Below are 18,778 nucleotides of genomic sequence, written 5' to 3'. Positions count from 1 at the left end.
GCTGTCGGCACACGGCACGGCGTTGTCGCAGATGATCGTCAGCGGGTTCGGGTACACCCGGCGCCTGCTGGAGCACCTGCAACGCGGGGTGGATTGGGACGGCTGCGGCGTGCTGCAACTGGCCTTCAATGCCAAGGAGGCCGAACGCCAGGCGCAACTGGCCCAGGCATTCGCCCCGCAGCTGCTGCATCTGCTGGATAAGGCTCAAGCCCAGGCTCGCGCCGGGGTGGGCCTGGAACAGGGCGGGCTGTTTTTCCCCGAAGGCGGCTGGGTGCATCCACCCGCGCTGTGCCAATGGCAGGCGCGCCAGCCAGGTATCGAGGTGCTGGCCCATCATGAGGTGCTGGACCTGCGCAAAGTCGACGGCCACTGGCAGGCCTGGGACGGTGATCGGCTGCTGGCCAGCGCCCCCGTGGTGGTGCTGGCCGGGGCCGCTGAGGTCAAACGATTTGCCGCCGGCGCCGAGTTGCCCCTCAAGCGGATTCGCGGGCAGATCACCCGCCTGCCCCAGACCGCCGCCAGCCAGGCCCTGGCCACGGTGGTGTGTGCCGAGGGCTACGTGGCGCCGGCTCGCCTGGGCGAACACACCCTGGGGGCCAGCTTTGATTTCAACAACGATGACCTCACCCCTACCGCCGCCGAGCACGCCGGTAACCTTGAGCTGCTGCAAGAGATTTCCCCGGACCTGGCCCAGCGCCTGCACGCCGCCGACCTTGCCGCAGAGACCCTGGAGGGCCGCGCCGCCTTCCGCTGCACCAGCCCGGACTACTTGCCGATTGTCGGGCCGCTGGCCGACAGCCTGGCATTCGCCCAGGCCTACGACGTGCTGCGCAAAGATGCCCGCCACACGCCACAGGCCACTTGCCCGTGGCTGGACGGCCTGTACATCAACAGCGGCCACGGCTCCCGGGGCCTGATCACCGCGCCGCTGTCCGGCGAGTTGCTGGCGGCATGGCTGGACAACGAACCGCTGCCCCTGCCCCGCAGCGTGGCCGAGGCCTGTCACCCGAATCGCTTTGCGGTGCGCGGGTTGATTCGCAGCAACGTTGCAAAAACGACCCCGTAGGCGGCGCTTCAACCCGCCGGGGACAATTCGCAGGTGCCCAGCGCATCGAACCTCAACGCCTCCTGGGTCAGGCGTTTGAGCTCGACGAGCTCGGCGCTTTCCCGCGCGCGCTGGATCGCGCCCATCTGGGTGTGATAGTCAGCGTCACCCAAGCTTTCCCTTTGCGCCCACACCGCTTCCATGCGCTCGCCAAAGGGCTGGGTCAGGGTGTCGAACGAACCGCCATGGGTGCGCCTCAGGTAACTGCTCCAGAATGGCAGCTTCACCATATAGTTCAGCAGTTGCGGGGAAAGCTCGGCCTCCTTCAACTGCGCTTCGGCAACCTCCAGCATATGCTCGGTTACCCCAGCCAGGCTGGCGAAGCGCATATGCCGGGGCTGCCCGGGCAAATGAAAGCGCTCCACCAGCCCGGTGCGATAAGCCAGGCTGACCTCCAGCGGATCGAGCGTCGGATGCTCGGCGCTGTGCCGGCTGGCCATGGACTCCAGGCGGTCGAGGCGAAACAAGCCCCTGGCCAACCTGAGCAGCGGCTTGGCCGTGACCCTGCCGCCCTCCACCCGCTGCGCGGCCTCGTGGATTTCAACCAGCACCTCCAGGCTACTGAAGCTCACGGCAGCGGCGTCATCACAGTTCAACGGCGTGGCCGCGCGCTCGAAAATCTCGGCCCGCAGTCGGGTATCGGCTGCGGCGGCATCCAGCACGCGCCAGATGCGGCGGTTCATGTCCTCGCGCACGTGGCTGGTGTCGGCGGCTCCGCCCAGGCCGGCCAATAATTTGAACAGGCCGTCGGAGCCGGGTTCATCCTTGAGCCCCAGCCAGGTCTCGGCCTTTTCGGCGAAGTGCGTCGCGCGCTCATCGCCCAGCCACAGCTCACGTGCGGTCTGCTCGTTGAGTCGCGCAATGTCATCCTCCACGAAGCCCATGCCCACGCCGATGGTGTCCCGGTAACGGTTCAAGGCCTGACGAGTGCTGGCGTCCAAAGGGTTATGCCGCACATTGATGACTTCGGTGTGCTCGCGCGGCGCATTGAACAACCATGCCGGCAAACTGGCGATGTCATTGTCCCGCAGGTCGAGTTGCTCCAGGTACGGAACGCGGGTAAAGCCGGTGGGCAGACTGGTCAGCCGGCAGTTGCGCAGCATCAGGTTGCGCAACTCGAACATCTTGTTGACGACCGGCGGGTCCACCAGGGGATTGTTGCTCAGGTCGAGCACGACCAGGCTCTTCAGGTCCGCAAGTTTGGTGCGGGTGTACTCGGTCAGTTGCAGGTGGTTATCGGCCATGTACAGCTGCCTGAGCCACGGCATGTGCTGGAGCACTTCCGGCAGCCGCGTCAGCCGATTACCGTTCAACTCCAGGCTGCGCAGCCCCTTGAAGTGCTTGAGGAAATACGCAACGTCATCGTTGAGCCCCATGCGTTTCAATGACAATTGCCGGACATGCTCGAACTGCACGTGCGCCGGCAAGGTCGGCAACGCCCCGATGGCCATGCCGTCCAGGGACAGGCTCGGCACTTGCCGATGGTGTTCATCCGGCGCCAGCGACTCATATTGCCAACTGCGCTCGATGGCCCGTGCGGCCTGGTGTCGAGCCAGGCGGTAGTCTTGCAGCGCGACGTCCGAGTGTGGCTGCGCCGGTTTGCCCTTGGCCCACAGCCTCAGCGCCCGCTGCAGTGCCTCATATTGCTGCTCAAGGGTGCGCACGGCTTTGGCCCGGGACAGGTGATCGGTGCCCAAGTCCTGCAGGAAGGTCGACAGGCGCCGGTCATCGAATAACGGGAAGAGTTTGCGAGCTTTGCGCATCAGGCCCGCAGGCTGTGGAGGCAGCGCAGGCGGCGAGCCTTGCACACACGACAGGGCCGGCTCCTCGGGTACCGCGCGCTCGGGCCATAAGTAACGGCCGATGCGATTGCGTTCATCCTGGGCCTTGCCAATCAATGCATGCCGCAACTGGCTGGCCCTGCCGCTCGCGGTCAGGCGCAGCGCGTCGCGTTGAGCGGCAGACAAACTGTTGAGCAACGCCTCGTAGAAACCTTCCGGCCCGCCGGCCAGCGCGCCCAAGGCCTTACCTTGCCCATCGTGGGCGCGAAAGCCCTTGGCCGACTGCACCACGAAACGACTGATATCAGCGCCTGGATCGCCCACCTGTCCCAGGACAGCGCCCTGTACGCTTTCGCGGCGCACCTGCAAGAACAGATCCTCGGGCCAGCCTGGAACCCGTTGCAGCAAGCCGGTGGCCACGCGCCGTGTCGCATCGGTGGCCAGCTCCGGCAAATACAGGCCGGCCAGCGCGTCGTCTTCCTCCAACGCTTCCAGGGCTTCCCGGGCCCACTGACTGACCCGCAGCGGCACACGCCCGGTATGGCGCAAGTGCCAGCGCTCGGCCGTGGAGGCCTGGGTCATGACCTCCCAGGCCACCCGGATCGGCAATTGCGGCAAGCGCTGCTTGAGCTGGCCGTGATCGGTCTGATCGATGAAATCGGCATCCATGCGCAGCCGCTCATAGACCGCCTGATGCGTGGTCTTGAGCGAGGCGGTGAGACGCCGCGCCAGTACCGCTTGCGCTTCATCGGCGTGGAAGGTGCCGCCGAGCAATTGCGCGGTTTCTTCGGAATCGAGTGCGGCCAGCAGGGTAGGCAGGATCTGTCCGTTCCGCAGTTGTTGCGTGGTGAGGTGGATGCTCAAGTCCTCGTAATCGAACGGCGCGGTGTCTGGATGGCGCTCAAGCAGGTAGCCCTCGTCGTCGAGCAGTTCGAAAAAACGCCCACGGGGCCACCCGTCCATCAGTGGCAGGGCCAGCATCTGCACACGGGTGGTGGCCGCATCGAGCGGTGCTTGATGCTCCATTTGCCAGATCAGGTCGCGAACCCCCTGGTTCAGCTTGAACCGCAGCGCACAGTCGCGCAGCCGCTCCGGCAGCGGCAGGTTCTGCCTGGCCAGTTGCTGCAAGCGCGGTAAGGTCGAGCCGGTGATAGCGGCGATCTCCTGCAGGTGTCCGGCCGGTAAGGCGCTGAGACTGGGGTCCAGCCGCCTCAGGATATAGTCAGGGCTGCGCCATTCATCCGCCTGCTCGAACGAGAACTGCCAGCCGCCCTGGTAGTTGTGGGTCAAGGGTGGCCGATAGGCCGAATCCCGCTGCGGATGCCGGGCTCGCCAGCGCCCGGTGCGGGCGTCAAAGACAATCGAATACAGCGCCCCGTCGACATTCACATAGGACTGGCCATTGAGCTGATAGACCCCACGCGGGCTGGCCACTGTGCCTTCGAGCGAGACGGTGTGACGATACGGCTCGGTACGACTGCGCCACAAGCGCGTGGACGTGTCGGGCAGCCGCACGGCTTCGAGGCTGTCGTAGAACCCCGCCGCCGACGGTGTGGTTCGCCACAGCCGGCCCACGACTTTTGTACCCGCGGCGAACAACGCCATGGCAGCGAGGTTTTCCGCGATGTTCGTCAGGTGCCTGAGGGCGCCGAGCTTGTCATGGTGCAGCCAGTCATCCACCCCCTCGAACATCTCGCCAAGCAATTGCCCAATGGCCACACCGGTCATCAGTTGGCCCACCACCGGTACCACGAACCCGGCGACGTTGAGCACCGTCAAGCCGACATCCAGGTAATCCTGGATACGCTTGCGACGCGCGTCGTCATCGGCTTGGGCATTGGGAACCGCCAATACCTGCGCATCCAGCTGGATCTTGCCAACGCAGGCATTGAAAAAGAATGTCGACAACTTGTCTGTGACCGGGAGCGGCGCCACCCGCACGACGATGGCCTCCTGGTCAAAACGCTCGAAAAAACCGAAACGCTCGGACTCGTCCAGGTAACCCTTGAAGAAATCACGATAGGTACTGACGTGAAGCTTGAGGGTGAGGTAGAGCTTGAAATGCTCCAGTGATTCATAGCGGTACCACGGCCGCACGGGCTCGTTGGGCATATACACCACGATCGGGCCGCTGGAGAACCCTTCGGCCGATGCACTGGAAAACACCAATACCCCCCACAGGCAGGCGCCGTCGATGTTCAGGCCTTGCCAGGTCAGCGGCTGCTGGTTGAACCACAATTGCCGGATGTCACCGGCGGGCATATCCGCCTTGACCAGGCCCAGCAGCAACGCGCGGGTCGGTGCATCGATATCGCCCTTGGCATGGGCCAGATGCAGGTCGATCTGCATGTCCACGCAACGGGATTGGCCGACCTGCGTCACCGAAGGATTGAAGTCCTGGTCGGGCGCCACCAGGTTGAACACTTCGCGCACATGGGTCTGATAGGCCTCTCCCAGGTTCAGTTCGCGGCAATAGCCGATAAAGGTCTGGGCGCTGAGGGTTTGCGCAATTCGGCGCCTGGGGCCGATGCGCACCACGGCAGTGGTCGGCGAGCCGCCAGGCTCGGCAGCCGCCTGGGAGAAATTCTGCATGGCCGCTTGCAGCAGGCTGTGCTTCTCCAGGGTGACGGTCTCGACCACCTGGCCACCCAGGTCCTGGCTGACACCGCTGAACGAGCGCCGGGGGATTTCCAGGGTGTCGTTTTCGATGTCGAGGCCCCCATGCCCCTTGCCGTCCAGGAAAGCCTTGAGCCGTTCGGCACAGAATTTATCCAGCGGTTGCAGACGGTTCAGCACCCGGTGCAGGGTTTCACGGGGGCGCTCGCTGTCGGCATACGCCTGCTCGATGGCCTGCAATATGTGGGAGTCAGCCTTGACCAACCAGGCCGGCAGCGTGTCATGCAAGACCTGCGCTTTATCCAGGTCGCCGGTGATATTCAGCAGCGCCGCCATCAATTGGTCGTGGGGCACCGGCTCGAGCGCCTGGGTCAAATCAGTGGTTTGCGTCATTCGCAATGTTCCTTTATCGCGTTGAACAATGACGCCAGACGATAAGCGCTGCGACCGCGCAAAAGGGTTCAAATAGCTGCAGGTTCAGCCCGCGCAAGCGTCGATTTTTTGCATCTCGCCTCGACTTAATTACCGCCCCTTTCACCCACGCCGCACAGGCTGCAGGGGTGTTCCGAATGGGGGGCGGCGGTTTGCCATATAACTTATTGATCTAAAACTCCGCGTATAGCCTCGGGTCAGTCCCTAGGTACCCGCCATTTTGGTGCGGGTCTTTCTATCCCTCCCCAACGGAAAAACCGGTAAGGAACCTATGTGCGGATTAGCTGGCGAGTTACGTTTCGATCACCAACCTGCGGACCTCGCAGCGGTGGAGCGAATTACCCATCACTTGGCACCCCGCGGCCCTGACGCGTGGGGCTTCCATGCCCAAGGGCCGATTGCCCTGGGCCATCGACGCCTGAAAATCATGGACCTGTCGGACGGCTCCGCCCAACCGATGGTCGACGCCCAACTGGGCCTGTCCCTGGCATTCAACGGCGCGATCTACAACTTCCCGGAATTGCGCCAGGAGCTTGAAGCCCTGGGTTACGCCTTCTATTCCGGCGGCGACACCGAAGTGCTGCTCAAGGGTTACCACGCCTGGGGCGAAGCACTGCTGCCCAAGCTCAACGGCATGTTTGCCTTTGCCGTCTGGGAGCGCGATGCCCAGCGCCTGTTCATCGCCCGTGACCGTCTTGGCGTGAAGCCGTTGTACCTGTCGCGCACCGGTCAGCGCCTGCGCTTTGCCTCGGCCCTGCCGGCGCTGCTCAAGGGCGGTGATATCAACCCGATCCTCGATCCGGTGGCGCTCAATCACTACTTGAATTTCCATGCCGTCGTGCCCGCTCCGCGCACGCTGCTGGCGGGCATTGAAAAACTGCCGCCGGCCTCCTGGATGCGCATCGATGCCGAAGGCAACACCGAGCAGAAAACCTGGTGGACCCTGCCCTACGGCCCCCATGAAGATGAAAAAAACCTGAGCCTGGAAGACTGGACCGACCGCGTGTTGGACAGCACCCGCGAAGCCGTGGCCATTCGTCAACGGGCTGCCGTGGATGTCGGTGTGCTGCTTTCCGGCGGCGTCGACTCGAGCATGCTCGTCGGCCTGCTGCGTGAAGTCGGCGTGCAGGACCTGTCGACCTTCTCCATCGGTTTTGAAGACGCCGGCGGCGAGCGTGGCGACGAGTTCCAGTATTCGGACCTGATCGCCAAGCACTACGGCACCCGTCACCACCAACTGCGCATTGCCGAAAGCGAGATCATCGAACAACTGCCGGCGGCGTTCCGCGCCATGAGCGAACCGATGGTCAGCCATGACTGCATCGCCTTCTACCTGCTGTCGCGGGAAGTGGCCAAGCATTGCAAGGTGGTGCAGAGCGGCCAGGGCGCCGATGAGCTGTTCGCCGGTTACCACTGGTACCCGCAGGTGGATGGCGCCAGCGACCCGTATGCCGCCTACCGCGAGGCGTTCTTCGACCGCAGCTACGATGACTACGCCGCCACCGTCGCACCGAAATGGCTGACCGCCAACGACGCCGCCGGCGACTTCGTGCGCGAGCATTTTGCGATGCCCGGCGCGGACGCCGCCGTGGACAAGGCCCTGCGCCTGGACAGCACGGTGATGCTGGTGGATGACCCGGTCAAACGCGTCGACAACATGACCATGGCCTGGGGCCTGGAAGCGCGCACGCCGTTCCTCGACTACCGCCTGGTGGAACTGTCGGCGCGCGTGCCGGGCAAATTCAAATTGCCCGACGGTGGCAAGCAAGTGTTGAAAGAGGCCGCGCGCCGGGTGATTCCGAGCGAAGTCATCGACCGCAAGAAAGGCTACTTCCCGGTGCCGGGCCTCAAGCATTTGCAAGGCGACACCCTGAATTGGGTGCGCGAACTGCTGCTGGACCCAAGCCAGGATCGCGGCCTGTTCAACCCGGCCATGCTCGACCGCCTGCTCACCGACCCGCAAGGTCAATTGACCCCGTTGCGCGGCTCGAAGCTGTGGCAACTGGCCGCGTTGAACCTGTGGCTCAGCGAACAAGGAATCTGATTGATGAAACCCCATGCAGCGGCTTACAGCCAACGCTTGTTAAAGGGCCAGGCGCCGACCTACGAGCGCCTGCAAGCGCGCCTGGCCGAAGATGGTAGCCCGCTGGCCGCCGAGCCGATTGCGGTGCATTGCGGCTGGGGCCGGCTATTGATCGGCCATACCTTCCCGGACCCGGCCAGCCTGGCCCAGGAGCTGCTCAACGAACAGCCCGGCGAGCGCGATATCGCGCTGTATGTGGCCGCGCCCCAGCAGATCCTCGGGATTGATCCGCAGCAGTTGTTCCTCGACCCATCCGACACCCTGCGCCTGTGGTTCAGCGACTATCGCCCGTCCACCCGCGTGTTTCGCGGTTTCCGCATTCGCCGGGTGCAGAGCGAGGCCGATTGGCTGGCGGTCAACCAGTTGTATCAAGGCCGCGGCATGCTGCCGGTCGACGCCGAACGCCTGACACCGCGCCATGAAGGCGGCCCGGTGTACTGGCTGGCCGAGGACGAAGACAGTGGCGCGGTGATCGGCAGCGTGATGGGCCTCAATCACCAGAAAGCCTTCCACGACCCGGAAAACGGTTGCAGCCTGTGGTGCCTGGCGGTCGACCCGCTGTGCACACGCCCCGGCGTGGGCGAAGTGTTGGTACGCCACTTGGTGGAGCACTTTATGAGCCGTGGCCTGAGCTATCTCGACCTGTCTGTGCTGCACGATAATCGCCAGGCCAAGAACCTCTACGCCAAGCTCGGCTTCCGTGCGCTGACCACCTTTGCGATCAAGCGCAAGAACGGTATCAACCAACCGCTGTTCCTCGGCCCCGGCCCGCAGGCGGGGTTCAACCCGTATGCGCGGATCATTGTCGAAGAGGCCCATCGACGCGGCATCGATGTGCAGGTGGATGACGCCGATGCCGGTTTGTTCACCCTCAGCCATGGTGGCCGCCGCGTGCGCTGCCGCGAGTCGCTGAGCGACCTGACCAGCGCGATCAGCATGACCCTGTGCCAGGACAAGAGCCTCACCCACAAGGTGTTGAAAGCGGCGGGCTTGAAACTGCCTGCGCAACAACTGGCGGGCAGCGCCGATGACAATCTGGAGTTCCTCGACGAACACCAGCGCGTCGTGGTCAAGCCGCTCGATGGCGAGCAAGGCCAGGGCGTGGCGGTGGATCTGCAGAGCATCGAAGAGGTGCAGCAGGCGATCGAAGCGGCGCGGCAGTTCGACAGCCGCGTATTGCTCGAAAGCTTTCACGAAGGCCTGGACCTGCGCATCCTGGTGATCGGTTTCGAGGTGGTCGCCGCCGCGATCCGCCGCCCCGCCGAAGTGACCGGTGACGGCCAGCACTCCATCGGCGCGCTGATCGAAGCCCAGAGCCGACGCCGTCAGGCGGCCACCGACGGCGAAAGCAAAATCCCCGTGGATGCAGAAACCGAACGCACCCTGCACGCCGCCGGCTACGACTACAGCAGCATCCTGCCCCGGGGCCAGACCCTGGCCGTGCGCCGTACCGCCAACCTGCACACCGGCGGTTGCCTGGAAGACGTCACGGCGATCCTCCACCCCACGCTGGTGGACGCCGCCGTGCGCGCCGCACGCGCCCTGGATATCCCCATGGTCGGCCTGGACCTGATGGTGGCCGCTGCCGATCAGCCCGAGTACGTGTTTATCGAAGCCAACGAACGGGCCGGCCTGGCCAACCATGAACCGCAGCCGACGGCGGAGAAGTTTGTGGACCTGCTATTCCCCCACAGTGGATAGCCTCAAGTTACAAGCTGCAAGCCTCAAGCCTAGAGCAATGCCGGCAAGCCTCAGATACCGCTTTTAACTTGAAGCTTGCAGCTCAAAGCTTGCAACTAAAGGAAACCTTTATGACCCGAACCATCCCCGAACCGGATCTCAACTACCTGCAAAAAGTCCTGCTGGAAATGCTCGCCATTCCCAGCCCCACCGGGTTTACCGACACCATCGTGCGCTACGTCGCCGAGCGCCTGGAAGAGCTGGGCATCCCGTTTGAAATGACCCGGCGCGGGACCATTCGCGCCACCCTCAAGGGCCAGAAAAACAGCCCCGACCGCGCGGTGTCGGCGCACCTGGACACCATTGGCGCCGCCGTGCGTGCGATCAAGGACAATGGCCGCCTGACCCTCGCCCCGGTTGGCTGCTGGTCAAGCCGCTTTGCCGAAGGCAGCCGCGTCAGTCTGTTTACCGACAACGGGGTGATCCGTGGCAGCGTGTTGCCGTTGATGGCCTCCGGGCACGCGTTCAACACCGCCGTGGATGAAATGCCGGTGAGCTGGGACCATGTAGAATTGCGCCTGGATGCCTACTGCGCCACCCGCGCCGATTGCGATTCCCTGGGGATCGGCATCGGTGACTATGTGGCGTTCGACCCGTTGCCCGAGTTCACCGAAAGCGGGCATATCAGTGCCCGCCACTTGGACGACAAAGCCGGCGTCGCCGCACTGTTGGCCGCACTCAAGGCCATCGTCGATAGCGGCGAACCGCTGCTGATCGACTGCCACCCGCTGTTCACCATCACCGAGGAAACCGGCAGCGGCGCTGCGGCGGCCCTGCCCTGGGATGTGAGTGAATTTGTCGGTATCGATATCGCCCCGGTCGCTCCCGGCCAGCACTCCAGCGAGCACGCGGTCAGTGTGGCCATGCAGGATTCCGGCGGGCCGTATGACTATCACCTCTCCCGCCACCTGCTGCGCCTGGCTTCGGATAACGACTTGCCCGTGCGCCGCGACCTGTTCCGCTATTACTTCAGCGATGCCCACTCGGCGGTGACGGCCGGCCACGACATCCGCACGGCGCTGCTGGCGTTCGGTTGCGATGCGACCCATGGTTATGAGCGCACCCATATCGACAGCCTGGCAGCACTGAGCCGGCTGTTGGGCGCGTATATCCTCAGCCCGCCGGTGTTCGCCAGTGACGCACAACCGGCCCAGGGCTCACTGGATCGGTTCAGCCATCAGATCGAGCACGAAACGCAGATGGAGAGCGACACGCGTGTGCCATCGGTGGACAGCCTGGTCGGCCAGAAGTCCTGACGCTGGCAACTGCGGTCCCGGCGCAGTAGGATCGCCGGGATCCATCATCTGAGGCTTGTATGCTGATTCCCTACGACGCACTTGAAGTCGACACCCTGACCCGCCTTATCGAAGACTTCGTGACCCGCGACGGCACCGACAATGGTGACGACACGCCCCTGGAAACCCGCGTGCTGCGGGTGCGCCAGGCGCTGACCAAGGGCCAGGCGCTGATTGTGTTCGACCCGGACAGCGAGCAGTGCCAGTTGATGCTCAAGCACGATGTGCCCAAGCATCTGTTCGACTGACTCAGGGGTTGGTGGCGGGCTGGGATTGCGGGGTTTGACGCTTGAGGATCTTTTGGTACACCTCGGCGCGATGGACATGCACCCCGACGGGCGCAACAACACCAAATTTCACCTGATTACCGTTCAGCTCGAGAATGCGCACGGTGATGTCATCACCGATGGCGATGATTTCGCCTACGGCGCGGCTTAAGACCAGCATGGCGGTTGTCCTTATTGAATGACAGGACCCCGACCATGCGCGCTGGGTGTGGGCGCAGCAATGCCTCGCGGCAAAATCAGGCAATGCCTACCCATGCAGGTAAATTGCCTGACAGACTACTGCCTGATCAGCCCTTAACAGCCTGTGCCTTGGCGCGCATCCTGTCGGCCATGGTGGTCATTTCGTCATAGAGCAACTGCGGGTTCTTCTGCTTCAGGGCCCAGGCCATCCGCCCCTGCTCATGGGGCAGGATCATGAATTCGCCCTGCGCCACACGCTGGTAGATGTAGTCGGCAATGTCCGCCGCCGAGATCGGCGAACTCTCCAACAGCTTGCCTACCTGCGCCTTCATCGCCGGTGTGGGCCCACGGAACGAGTCCAACAGGTTGGTCTGGAAGAACGACGGGCACACCACATGCACGCCGACTTCCTGCTGCTTGAGTTCCACCAGCAAACTCTCCGACAGCGCCACCACACCGGCCTTGGCCACGTTGTAGTTGCTCATGGCCGGCCCCTGCATCAGGGCCGCCATCGAGGCGATGTTGATGATGCGGCCCTTGCTCTTTTCCAGCAGCGGCAGGAACGCCTTGCAGCCCTTGACCACGCCCATCAGGTTGATTGCGATCTGCCAGTCCCAGTCCTCCAGCGATAGCTCGGCAAAGAAGCCGCCCGAGGCTACGCCGGCGTTGTTGACGATCACATCGATGCCGCCCAGCTTCACTTCGCAGGCCTGGGCAAACGCCGTGAGCTGGCTGTAGTCGCGCACGTCGCAGCGCTGGATAAAGCCATCGCCACCGGCTTCACGCACTCCCTTCAGGGTGTCCTGCAAGCCTGGCTCGCTGACGTCCGACAAGGCCAACTGCCAACCCTCACGGGCCCAGCGCAGAGCGATTTCACGACCCAGGCCGGACCCGGCGCCAGTGATCATCATGCGATTTTGCATAGGAAGTAGCCTTGTGGTTCACAGAAGAAGTGATCGGCAGTGTAGCGAAGGTTTTTCCTGCACCCACGCACCATCAGAGTGATGAATGCCCCAGGCAAACCGTGGGCCGGGTCGGATGCCTGCCGTCCGCCTAAGTTCAATGTTTTTCAACTAATAAGTGCTGGATGAGCGCGAATTAAAAGAAATAAACGAGTGATCGAAATGCTTTAAAAAAACATGGAATTTTCTGCGAAGCACCAGAGTCGGAGTAGTTAAGGCGTCTGTAATTAACTCTGCAGGCCTATCGTTAAACAACCGGTCTTTGCAGAAAAACAATAAGGAAAAAAACCATGAGCCTCATTCTGATCATTATCTTGATCCTCCTGCTGGTCGGCGGCCTGCCGGTATTCCCGCACTCGCGTAATTGGGGTTATGGCCCGTCGGGTATCCTCGGTGTAGTGCTGGTGGTACTGCTGGTCCTGTTGTTGCTGGGCCGGATATAACCGCCCCGCGATAATAACGAAGCAAAAAAAAGAGGCCTTGAAAAAGGCCTCTTTTTTATTGCCGGTTAATTAGTCCGGCTTACCGTTTACAACACCTGCGGTGTTATCCAGCAAACTCTTGGTCGCGGTTTGCAGGAACGCTTCGAGTTTCTGCTTGAGTGCAGCCTCGTCCGGCGATTCGGCAATCACCTTACCGCTCGGGTTGGCGCCCAGTTCGTATTGCCACAGCTTCGGTGGCATTTCCTTGGGCAGTACCAGAATGCGGTCTGCGGTGACCAAGGCCACGGTCTGGTCGCTGCCCGATGGCTTGATCACGCCAAAGCCCTTGTCGCCTTCCGGCAGGTTCAGCAGGTCGCGGCCCCAGCATTGGTGCAGGGTGTCGCCACCCAGGCGGCCCATGATGGTCGGCACGATGTCGATCTGGGTGCCCACGGTGTGGTCACGCTCGCCGAACTTCTCCTGCACGCCCGGTGCAATCATCAGCATGGGTACGTTGAAGCGACCCAGGTCCATCTCGGTGATCTGCTGTTCGTTGCCGAAGCCGTGGTCGCCCACGATCACGAACAGGGTTTCCTTGAAGTACGGCTCCTTGCGGGCCTTTTCAAAGAACTGGCCCAGGGCCCAGTCGGAGTAACGCATGGCCGTCAAATGCTCGTTGAGGCTGCCACGGTCGGTGACTTTCTCCACCGGCAATGGCGTCGGCAACGCGTACGGCGTGTGGTTGGACAGGGTTTGCAGGAGTGCGTAGAACGGCTTGCCGCCTTCGCGGGCCTTCAACTCTTCCAGGCCACGGTTGAACATGTCCTGGTCGGACACGCCCCACGTCGGGTCGGAGAACACCGGGTCGACGAAGTCGTTGCGACCGATGAAGTTGGTCATGCCCTGGTTGCTGAAGAAACCCGACTGGTTGTCCCAGGCGAAGTCGCCGTTATAGACATACACGTCGTTGAAATCACGGGCGCTGAGCAACTGCGGCAGGCCCGATAGCTTGTGGCTGCCTTCCGGGGTCTGCATCAGGTATTCAAAGCCTGGCAGGTTCGGGAAGCAGGCCATGGTGGCGAACATACCCTGGTGGGTATGGGTGCCGTTGGAGAAGAAACGGTCGAACAGCAGGCCTTCCTTGGAGAGTTTGTCGAAGTACGGCGTGATATTGCCGGGACGACCCAAGGCGCCGACCGAGTGACCGGCGAAGCTTTCCATCAGGATCACGACCACGTTCTTGATCGGCAGGGTCTTCTCGGCCGGCGGCGTGTAGTCGCGGCGCACGGCGGCGATGTCGGTATCGACCAGTTTTTCCTGCGGCAGCACCAGCATGTCACGCACGGTCTGGGTGGCCAGCGGCTGGTCCAGGGTCGCCTTCCAGACGTTGGAGCGGTCTTCACCGAACCGGGCCTTGGCCGCCGCGATCAGCGACAAGGTGCCATTGAGGCCCAACTGGTTGGCGAAGTTCGAATCGGTGGTGTACACATCGCCCCAACGCAGCGGCGGGCCCTGGCGCAGGGTGCCACGGGCGGCAACCACGGCGATCAGCAGGCATACCACGAACACCGCGATGCGGCTGTACCACGGCGCCACCTGGCGCGTGCCGATGCTGCCACCACTGAACGGACCACGTGGGCGCGTGGCGCGGTCGGCGCCTTTGAACGCGATGCTCAGGATCAGCGTGCCCACGGCCCAGGCCAGCAGGTAGCGCACCACCGGGAAACCGTACCAGAGCATGCTCATCACGGTTTTCGGGTCTTCCTTCACATACTGGAAGACCAGGCCGTTGAGGCGCTGGTGGAACTCGCGGTAGAAGTCCATCTCCATCAAGCCCAGGAACAGGGCGATGCTGGACGCAAGGGTCAGCCAGAAGCGGAAGAACCCACGCGCGGCCATGGCCCGTACGCTGAACAGTGCCAGCAGCAGCGGGATCAGCAGGTAGACCACCAGGCGGATGTCAAAACGCAGGCCGTTGGCGAACGCTTCAAGGAAGGTCGAGGCCGGCGTGTCGAGGATCATCTCGCGGTTGTAGACCAGCAGCGCCAGGCGCAGCAGGGAGAGCATCACCATCATGACCAGTGCGCAGAGCAGCGTGTACGCCAGATGGGATTTGACGGTCGGTTGCAGCAGGCGATTAGAAGCTCGCTGCTGACTCAGGGCGTCCGGGTTTGCCATGTCGTTTCAGGACCCATTGGAAGTTTAGTGACGAAGTAGTGCAGTGGCGCGAATGGTGCCCGATCAACGGCATCAAGGCTATTAATTACTGAACGAGCACCGCTGCGCCGCCTTTAAAAGCACCTGAGGCAGGGCCTTGGCAGGGAAAGATAGAGCCGGCGGATTGTCTTGGATAAGATGTGAAAATTGTGTGCAGCGAATATTTCGATACACAAAATGCAGCGAAGAAACGAGCAAGTACCGTAGCAGCTGCCGAGCCTTGGCGAGGCTGCGTGTGCGGTGTGTCTGATACACCGCTGACGCAGCCTCGCCAAGGCTCGGCAGCTGCTACAAGGAGGGAGCGAGGGTCAGATCCGCACGTTGCCGCGCGGCCCGGCGATAGCCCAGATGATCAGGCCCAGTACCGGCAGCAGCAGGATCAACAGGATCCACAACACCTTGGCCCCGGTGCTTGCGCCGCTTTTGAACACATTGATGATCGCCCAGATATCCAGCGCCAGGATGATCAGCCCGATCAGACCGTTGAAAGTGGAACCCATGGTGTCGCTCCTAAGTGAGGGCATGCCCTTGTAGGATAGCCAGCCCTGGCCGGGGTTCCGTTTTATTTCAGACGTGCACGGCAACCTTCATCGCTTCCAGGGACGGCTCGGCCTGGATGCCGACTTCGGCGCACAACGCCAGCACGCGCGGCAGGTCATTGCCGAACACCAGCACCGCCTGGATCTCGTCGTCCAGCAACTGGCTGAAGTTGAGCAGCACATAACCGCCGTCTTCCGGGCTCAGGGCACTCATCTGGATCTGGATACGGTTCAGGGCGGTGAGGCCGTCAGTCTTGGCCAATTGCTTGGGCTTGAGGTTGAACGACACACCCGGGCCGAACGACGCGACGATCTGCGCAAACAGGTCGCCATAGGTATCGGCCTGGAACAGCACGGTATCCGGCAGGCTGCCGACCACCACCCACTCCCCCAGCGGGATCGGAAAGCTGTCGTCGTAGTTGATATCCGGGTTGGCGGCCAGGAAGGCCGCCGGGTCGGCGTAGGCCTGGGCGGCCTCTTCGGCGATGCGCGCCACCTCATCCTCGCCCATGACCCCGGCGCTGATTTTGCTGATAAGTTCGACGAGGGCGGTTTTCATGGGGTGATCCTGTAGCGGGCTGGTTTTTGAGGGCGCACAGCCTACACCAGTTTCTCCAGCTGCGCCGCCGTGTCCTTCGCCCCCATGGTCTGCGCCGCCGCCAGCGCAGTCGCGCCCTGGGCATCGGTGGCCTTGGGGTTGGCGCCTTGGCTGAGCAGGTAGTCGACCATGTCGACGCGGTTGAACATGGCGGCCATCATCAACGCAGTACGACCGTCGGACGAGGCGGCCTCGATCGGCGTGCCCCCTTCAATCAGCGCCTTGACCACCGGCAAGTGGCCCTTGAACGCCGCGCCGGCGATGGGCAGCTGGTTCTTGTCATTGGCGATCAGCGGGTCGGCCTTGAACTCCAGCAGCACTTTTACCGCTTCGGCATGGCCGTGGTAGGCAGACAGCATCAGCAAGGTATCGCCATTGTGATTGCGAAAGTTGGCCGGCAAGCCTTTGGCCAGGAGCGCGGCGAGCATGGCGGCGTCGCCTTTGCGGGCGACGTCGAAGACCTGCTCGGCAAATTCGGCGGCTTCGTCTTCAGTCATTTGTTTGGCGTGGTCTGACATGTGGGGGCTCCTTGTCTGGTGCTTTATAGGCCGCCAGTGTCGCGAGGGAGTTCCCCACTGTCATGCCCTTTTTACCAAAAGCGGCCATAGACAGAATCAATAGCGGAACTGACCACCCTGGATCTGCGCCAACAGTTGCCCGGTGACCGGCACATAGCAGTCCGACCCCGGCAACCAGGCATACACCGGGTCATTGCCGGCCTTGTCCGGATCAAAGGCCTCTTCCTTGAGCTTGACCTTCTGGTACTTAAAGGTACCGGTGGTTTCCATCTTGACCTTGATCCGCAGGAAGAGCGGCACTGCATAGTGCGGCAACTGGCCGTGGGCGAATTGCAGCAACTCGCGCATGTCCAGCGAGGCCAGGGACTCACTCGGGGTGATGGCGACCATGCCCGCACGGCCATTGGTGTTTTCGATCTCGACGCCATAAGCCACCACTTCGGCGATCTGCGGGTGTTGCAGCAGGACGTTCTCGACCTCGGTGGTGGACACGTTTTCACCTTTCCAGCGATAGGTATCCCCCAGGCGATCCACAAATTGCGCATGGCCAAAGCCGATGCTGCGCAACAAATCGCCGGTATTGAAGTAGCGATCACCTTTTTCAAACACGTCGGTGAGTACCACCCGGCGATTCTTTTCCGGGTCGGTGTAGCCGTCGAAGGGCGATTTTTCATCGATCCTGGCCAGTAACAGGCCCTGCCCGCCCGTGGGGACTTTACGCATAAAACCGTCGTTGCCACGCAGCGGCTCGCCGTTGTCATGGGCGTAGTCCACCAGCGCCCAGTGCTGGAGACAGAAACCGATGGTGTTGTCGAAATTCAGTACGTTGGTAAAACCGATATTGCCGTCACTGGCCGCGTACAGCTCGCAGATATGCTCCACGCCATAGCGTGCCTTGAACTGCGCCCACACGCCGGGGCGCAAGCCATTGCCAACCATCTTGGTCACGCGGTTATCAAGGTCGTTTTCACCGGGTGGCTGGTCGAGCAGGTAACGACACAACTCACCGACGTAGCCGAGGGTGGTCGCCTTGAATCGGCGCGCATCGTCCCAGAACTGGCTGGCGCTGAACTTGCGGCGAATGGCGAAGCCCGATGCCCCGACAATCGCCGAGCCCCAACACACGCAAAGGCCGGTGGCGTGGTACAGCGGCAAAGTGCAATACAGGACGTCGTCAGGGCCCATGTCCAGCGCGATGCTGCCGAAGCTGACGGCAGTTTTGGTCCAGCGGCCATGTTTCATGATGCCGGCCTTCGGCAGGCCGGTGGTGCCGGAGGTGTAGATATAGAAGCAAGGGTCGTTAAAGAAGATCTGCGCAGTGCTGGCAGGGTTGTCCACCGGGCACTCGGCGCTCGCAGCCACCAGGTCGATATAACCCTGCGGTACCAGGCTGGACGGTTGATCGGCGACGAACCAGGTTCGATCAGCCGCGATGGCCACCTGATCGCGCACCGCGTCATAGGGGGCCACCAGTTCCGCGCCGACAATAATGGCTGCCGGGCTCACCAGGGTCAGGCTGTGCACCAGCGTCGCCTGGGTTTGCGCGGTATTGAGCATCGCGCAGATGCCACCCAGCTTGGCCACGGCCAGCACGTTCAAGAGTAATTCGGGGCGGTTTTCGATAAACAGCGCCACCACGTCACCCTTGCCGATGCCCTGGGCTTGCAGGTGATGGGCAATACAGTTGGCACGCTGGTTGGCGTCGGTGTAGCTGAGCACACGGTCGCCGTACAGCAACGCGTTGCCGTCGGGGTTGCGCAGGGTGGCTTGCTCAAAGTGCCAGCCCAGCCCGCAAGGCTGCGCGGGGTCGGTGACATTGGCGGCACGCATGCCACGCACTACGCGCGGCAAGGCACGGACGATGGCCGGCACCTTACTCAGCAGCTTGCCCCAGGTGATCATGTCGTTGTGCGGGTGACTCATGGAGGAACGTCCTTTTTCTTATTCTTCGTCTGATCCAAAAGCACCGATACCTCCGTAAGCGGAAGGCCGAATGCATTGCA

Annotated in this window: 14 protein-coding genes; 6 read left to right on the top strand and 8 right to left on the bottom strand. The window is 62.6% G+C overall.

All coding sequences use genetic code 11. The features are described 5' to 3' along the window. Nucleotides 1-1,066: bifunctional tRNA (5-methylaminomethyl-2-thiouridine)(34)-methyltransferase MnmD/FAD-dependent 5-carboxymethylaminomethyl-2-thiouridine(34) oxidoreductase MnmC (gene mnmC / locus BFQ01_RS20160; protein ID WP_083244915.1), on the top strand; the 1,066-nt coding region annotated here is incomplete at its 5' end. Between the two features lie 8 nt (nt 1,067-1,074). On the opposite strand, the gene BFQ01_RS20155 is transcribed toward mnmC, so the two are convergent. Next, a complete protein-coding gene (locus BFQ01_RS20155; protein ID WP_065926630.1) occupies nt 1,075-5,895 on the bottom strand; it encodes an NEL-type E3 ubiquitin ligase domain-containing protein in 4,821 nt (1,606 codons plus the stop codon). A 310-nt stretch (nt 5,896-6,205) separates the two neighbouring features. Here BFQ01_RS20155 and BFQ01_RS20150 point away from each other — a divergent pair, with 310 nt between their 5' ends. From BFQ01_RS20150 to BFQ01_RS20135, 4 genes are all read left to right on the top strand, one after another. Continuing rightward, complete coding sequence (locus tag BFQ01_RS20150) at nt 6,206-7,978, top strand: N-acetylglutaminylglutamine amidotransferase (protein ID WP_065926629.1); 1,773 nt, start codon at nt 6,206-6,208, stop codon at nt 7,976-7,978. Nucleotides 7,979-7,981: 3 nt separating this feature from the next. After that, nucleotides 7,982-9,718 carry an N-acetylglutaminylglutamine synthetase gene (gene ngg / locus BFQ01_RS20145; protein WP_065926628.1) on the top strand — a complete coding sequence of 579 codons (1,737 nt, stop codon included), beginning with the start codon at nt 7,982-7,984 and terminating at the stop codon, nt 9,716-9,718. 110 nt (nt 9,719-9,828) lie between these two features. After that, nucleotides 9,829-11,013 (top strand): osmoprotectant NAGGN system M42 family peptidase, encoded by a 1,185-nt coding sequence (locus BFQ01_RS20140; protein ID WP_065926627.1) that lies wholly within the window; start codon nt 9,829-9,831, stop codon nt 11,011-11,013. Between the two features lie 59 nt (nt 11,014-11,072). Continuing rightward, a complete protein-coding gene (locus BFQ01_RS20135; RefSeq protein ID WP_003236706.1) occupies nt 11,073-11,300 on the top strand; it encodes a YheU family protein in 228 nt (75 codons plus the stop codon). Between the two features lies 1 nt (nt 11,301). Here the strand turns inward: BFQ01_RS20135 and csrA are convergent, their stop codons facing one another. Together csrA and BFQ01_RS20125 are read right to left on the bottom strand one after the other, a co-directional pair. Beyond that, entirely contained in the window at nt 11,302-11,499 is a 198-nt protein-coding gene (gene csrA, locus BFQ01_RS20130) for a carbon storage regulator CsrA (protein WP_065926626.1), read from the bottom strand. A gap of 127 nt (nt 11,500-11,626) precedes the next feature. Then, nucleotides 11,627-12,442, bottom strand: coding sequence for an SDR family oxidoreductase (locus BFQ01_RS20125; protein ID WP_065926625.1), 816 nt, complete (start codon nt 12,440-12,442; stop codon nt 11,627-11,629). A 329-nt stretch (nt 12,443-12,771) separates the two neighbouring features. Between BFQ01_RS20125 and BFQ01_RS20120 the strand changes: the two genes are divergently transcribed. After that, nucleotides 12,772-12,924 (top strand): DUF3309 family protein, encoded by a 153-nt coding sequence (locus tag BFQ01_RS20120; RefSeq protein WP_015885095.1) that lies wholly within the window; start codon nt 12,772-12,774, stop codon nt 12,922-12,924. Nucleotides 12,925-12,993: 69 nt separating this feature from the next. Here the strand turns inward: BFQ01_RS20120 and BFQ01_RS20115 are convergent, their stop codons facing one another. The 5 genes from BFQ01_RS20115 to BFQ01_RS20095 form a co-directional block, all read right to left on the bottom strand. Then, complete coding sequence (locus BFQ01_RS20115) at nt 12,994-15,081, bottom strand: LTA synthase family protein (protein ID WP_065926624.1); 2,088 nt, start codon at nt 15,079-15,081, stop codon at nt 12,994-12,996. Between the two features lie 347 nt (nt 15,082-15,428). After that, entirely contained in the window at nt 15,429-15,620 is a 192-nt protein-coding gene (locus BFQ01_RS20110; RefSeq protein WP_003172956.1) for a PLDc N-terminal domain-containing protein, read from the bottom strand. A gap of 67 nt (nt 15,621-15,687) precedes the next feature. Then, on the bottom strand, nt 15,688-16,218 hold the full coding sequence (locus BFQ01_RS20105) for a hypothetical protein (protein ID WP_065926623.1): 531 nt from the start codon (nt 16,216-16,218) through the stop codon (nt 15,688-15,690). A gap of 41 nt (nt 16,219-16,259) precedes the next feature. Next, nucleotides 16,260-16,775: an ankyrin repeat domain-containing protein gene (locus tag BFQ01_RS20100; RefSeq protein WP_027603945.1), complete on the bottom strand. Its 516-nt coding sequence runs from the start codon at nt 16,773-16,775 to the stop codon at nt 16,260-16,262. Nucleotides 16,776-16,871: 96 nt separating this feature from the next. Next, entirely contained in the window at nt 16,872-18,698 is a 1,827-nt protein-coding gene (locus BFQ01_RS20095) for a long-chain-acyl-CoA synthetase (protein WP_065926622.1), read from the bottom strand. Nucleotides 18,699-18,778: the final 80 nt, after the last annotated feature.

The sequence above is a fragment of the Pseudomonas sp. 8 R 14 genome, from assembly GCF_900005955.1.
Classification (GTDB): domain Bacteria; phylum Pseudomonadota; class Gammaproteobacteria; order Pseudomonadales; family Pseudomonadaceae; genus Aquipseudomonas; species Aquipseudomonas marginalis.
This window is presented reverse-complemented; position numbering and strand designations above follow the sequence as displayed.